We start from the raw sequence: 3,400 nt of genomic DNA on the forward strand, positions 1-3,400 counted from the left end.
AGGCGGCGGCGCTTTCGAACCGGGTGGCGCCCGAGCATCTGGAGCTTTGCGTCGACGATCCCGACGCGCTGGCTGAACGCATCACCCATGCGGGGGCAATCTTCCTTGGGCGCTGGACTCCGGAAGCGATCGGCGATTACGTGGGCGGGCCGAACCATGTGCTGCCCACAGCGCGCTCGGCACGGTTTTCGAGCGGGCTGAGCGTGATGGATTTTATCAAGCGGACGACGATTGCCAGGATGACACCCGGGGCGCTGGCCGCCATCGGCCCGGCGGCAGAACGGCTGGCCCAATCGGAAAGCCTTGAGGCGCATGGTCTTTCAGTCCGCGCCCGGCTCGACCGGCTGAACCGGGAGGGCGGGACATGAGCCGCATCTGCCATATCGAGATCGACGATCGCGGCCTGCCCGCGCCCACCCCTGAGGTAGAACAGGAACGCAAGGTCGCGGTGTTCGACCTTCTGGAGGACAACTCCTTTACCCTGCCGCCGAAGGATGGCGAGGCCCCGCCCGAGGGGCCGTTCCGGCTGGGCCTTGCGATCAAGGAAAAGCGGCTGGTCTTCGATATCGCGACCGAGGGCGAGGAAAAGGTGGCAGAGTTCCACCTGTCGCTCGGGCCCTTCCGGCAGGTCGTGAAGGACTATTTCCAGATCTGCGAAAGCTATTTCGAGGCCGTGAAACGCCTGCCGCCCAGTCAGATCGAAGCCATCGACATGGCACGGCGCGGTATCCACAACGAAGGCGCGCGGGTCTTGCAGGAACGGCTGGAAGGCAAGGCGGATCTTGATATCGACACCGCGCGGCGCCTCTTTACCCTCATTTGCGTTCTGCATTTCGGGGGCTGATCTTGGACGGCAACCTGCCCCAGTCTGTGCTCTTCTGCTGCGATCACAACGCTGTTCGGTCACCGATGGCGGAAGGCATGATGAAGAAGTTCTACGGCCATGACTGCTATGTGCAGTCGGCGGGTGTGCATAACGATATGGAAATCGACGGCTTTTCCATCGCCGTCTGCGCCGAGATTGGCGTTGAGCTCGCGCGCCACCGGTCGCGCTCGTTCGAGGAAATGCAGCAATGGGGCGATGACCTGTCGGGCTTTGACCTTGTCGTGGCGCTGTCGCCCGCAAGCCAGCGGCAGGCGCTGGAATTCACCCGGTTCTTCCATCTGGATGTGGAATACTGGCCGGTAATGGACCCGACCGGCATCGGTGAGAACCGCGAGACAAAGCTCAACGCCTACCGTCAGGCCCGTGACCAGATCCGGACGCGGATGATCGAACGCTTCGGCCCGCCAACGGTCGGTTAAGGCGTTTCGAGTTTACATCGTATCGGAATTCGAACCTTTTTCTTTCGAACTCCGATACTTGATGGTTCAACGAAAACTCGAAACGCTATAGGTGCTGCGGCGCAACTGGGCGAAAAACTGACGCATTGAGACTGGGCGTGATCACGTCCCCCAACTAATCTCCGCCGGAAATTTGGGAGAGAACCGGATGACCCGTGCCACGATCGAAGCCTATTACGCCGCCTTCAACCGGGGCGACCTCGCCGCGATGCTGGTGACCCTGCACGACGACTTCGCCCATCACGTGAATGAGGGCGCGACACGGCTGGGCAAGGAGGCGTTTGCCGAATTCTGCCGCCATATGAGCGAGACCTACCGCGAGGAGCTGACCGACATGGTGGTCTTTTCCAATGACGAGGGCACGCGCGGGGCGGCGGAATTCGTGGTCAACGGCACCTATCTCAAGACCGATCCCGGCCTGCCCGAGGCGAGGGGGCAGAAATATGTGCTGCCTGCGGGCGGCTTCTTTGATCTGAAGGACGGCAAGATCACCCGCGTGACGACCTATTACAACCTTCAGGACTGGATCCGGCAGGTCTCCGCATGACGATCGAAGTCCTTGCCCTGACCGGTGAGGCGCTGGAAGCCGCACTTGACGATGTCGCGCGGCTGCGCATCGCCGTGTTCCGTGACTGGCCCTATCTTTATGACGGCCATCTGGACTATGAGCGGCGCTACCTGAAGACCTACCGCGAGAGCGGGAATGCGATCCTTGTCGGGGCTTTCGACAATGGCCGTCTGGTCGGGGCTTCGACCGGGACGCCGATGGAGGAGCATGGCGACGAATTCGGCGCGGCATTTGCGGCCACGGGCCTGCCGCTGAGCGACATCTTCTATTGCGCGGAATCGGTGCTTTTGCCGGATTACCGGGGCAGGGGTCTGGGACACGCCTTCTTTGATATGCGCGAGGCGCATGCGCGTGCGCTGGGCCGGTCCCATTCGGCCTTCTGCCGGGTGGTGCGGCCCGAGGATCATCCACTGCATCCAGACACCTACCGCCCGCTCGACGGCTTCTGGCACAAGCGCGGCTATGCGCCGCTGGAAGGGGCTGTTGCGGAATATGCGTGGAAGGATATCGGCGAGGCGGACGAGACCACAAAGCCGATGCAGTTCTGGATCCGGGCACTCTGACCGCCTGTCCCGGACCTGATCCGGGACCTCCTGGTCGCCATAAACGGCTTGGGTTGGTCCTAGCCGGGAGCGGACCTTGGCGGGTGTTCCCTTTCGCCCGGAAACAAGCCGAAGGCGGCGGGCGAGCGCCTGCCCGTCCCGGCGGGCTGGCGCTTTTGCGGCCGCGCGGTTCGCGTGAGGTCAGAGGGGCTTTGTTACTATAAAGCACCATGAAGAATGGTCGCTGCGCCACCCCACGGGCAGGCACCTGTCCGGCTCGCGGTGTGATGGGTGCAATGGCAGCAACGTCCCGCTGTTTAGCCTCAGATCTTCATCTTCTTGAAGATCGGCTCGGGGATATGGCGGATGATCAGCATGATGTAGCGCCAGAAGAACGGCGTATAGATCGTGTTGCGGCGCTTCTTCACGGCTTTCAGGATGTCACCCGCAACCGCCTCGGGTGCGGCGACAAGGAACATTCCCGGCAGGCCCCAGGTCATCGCAGTGTCGACGAAGCCGGGCTTTACGGTCACCACATGCCCGCCCGCGCGGGTCAACCGGTTCCGAAGGCCGGAAAGATAGGTGGCAAACCCCGCCTTGGCCGAACCATAGACATAGTTGCCAATCCGCCCCCGGTCGCCTGCCACGGACGCGACGCCCACGACCGTGCCACCGCCGCGCGCTTCCATCAAGGGCGCCAGCATCTGCAGAAAGTGGGCGGGGCCTGTGTGGCTGTCGGTCACCACACCGTCGATCAGCGCGGGGTCGGCGTCGATCTCTGATTGCTCGGGCATGGAGCCGACGAAGACGGCGGCGTTCAGCTCGCCCTCCTCGGCCTCCATCCGCTCGATCAGCGCGGCAAAGCTTTCGGGCTTGCGGGCGTCGAAGCTCAGGGCCTCGGTCGTCCTTGCCCCGCGTAGGGTGCAGTCCGCGGCGAGGGCTGCAA

The 3,400-nt window shown here is 63.1% G+C and carries 6 protein-coding genes; 5 read left to right on the forward strand and 1 reads right to left on the reverse strand.

Annotated features, from left to right (window positions below):
* The 5 genes from WBB85_RS13715 to WBB85_RS13735 form a co-directional block, all read left to right on the forward strand.
* On the forward strand, positions 1-368 hold a 368-nt coding region (locus WBB85_RS13715; RefSeq protein WP_432639168.1), incomplete at its 5' end, for a histidinol dehydrogenase.
* Entirely contained in the window at positions 365-844 is a 480-nt protein-coding gene (locus tag WBB85_RS13720) for a UPF0262 family protein (RefSeq protein WP_432639169.1), read from the forward strand. The genes WBB85_RS13715 and WBB85_RS13720, both read left to right, overlap by 4 nt.
* Before the next feature lie 65 nt (positions 845-909).
* Positions 910-1,305, forward strand: a complete 396-nt coding sequence (locus WBB85_RS13725) for a low molecular weight phosphatase family protein (protein ID WP_432639173.1) — start codon at positions 910-912, stop codon at positions 1,303-1,305.
* Between the two features lie 187 nt (positions 1,306-1,492).
* Positions 1,493-1,891, forward strand: coding sequence for a ketosteroid isomerase-related protein (locus WBB85_RS13730; protein WP_432639170.1), 399 nt, complete (start codon positions 1,493-1,495; stop codon positions 1,889-1,891).
* A complete protein-coding gene (locus WBB85_RS13735) occupies positions 1,888-2,475 on the forward strand; it encodes a GNAT family N-acetyltransferase (protein WP_432639171.1) in 588 nt (195 codons plus the stop codon). Before WBB85_RS13730 ends, WBB85_RS13735 begins: the two co-directional genes overlap by 4 nt.
* 302 nt (positions 2,476-2,777) lie before the next feature.
* Here the strand turns inward: WBB85_RS13735 and WBB85_RS13740 are convergent.
* A partial coding sequence (locus WBB85_RS13740; RefSeq protein WP_432639172.1) for an SDR family NAD(P)-dependent oxidoreductase occupies positions 2,778-3,400 on the reverse strand: 623 nt, incomplete at its 5' end.

The sequence above is a fragment of the Albidovulum sp. genome, assembly GCF_049646345.1.
Classification (GTDB): domain Bacteria; phylum Pseudomonadota; class Alphaproteobacteria; order Rhodobacterales; family Rhodobacteraceae; genus Albidovulum.

Bases quoted from the DNA above. Each gene is read 5' to 3' on its own strand.
- WBB85_RS13730 (WP_432639170.1), top strand. From the start codon at position 1,493: ATGACCCGTGCCACGATCGAAGCCTATTACGCCGCCTTCAACCGGGGC.
- WBB85_RS13725 (WP_432639173.1), top strand. From the start codon at position 910: ATGGCGGAAGGCATGATGAAGAAGTTCTACGGCCATGACTGCTATGTG.
- WBB85_RS13735 (WP_432639171.1), top strand. From the start codon at position 1,888: ATGACGATCGAAGTCCTTGCCCTGACCGGTGAGGCGCTGGAAGCCGCA.
- WBB85_RS13720 (WP_432639169.1), top strand. From the start codon at position 365: ATGAGCCGCATCTGCCATATCGAGATCGACGATCGCGGCCTGCCCGCG.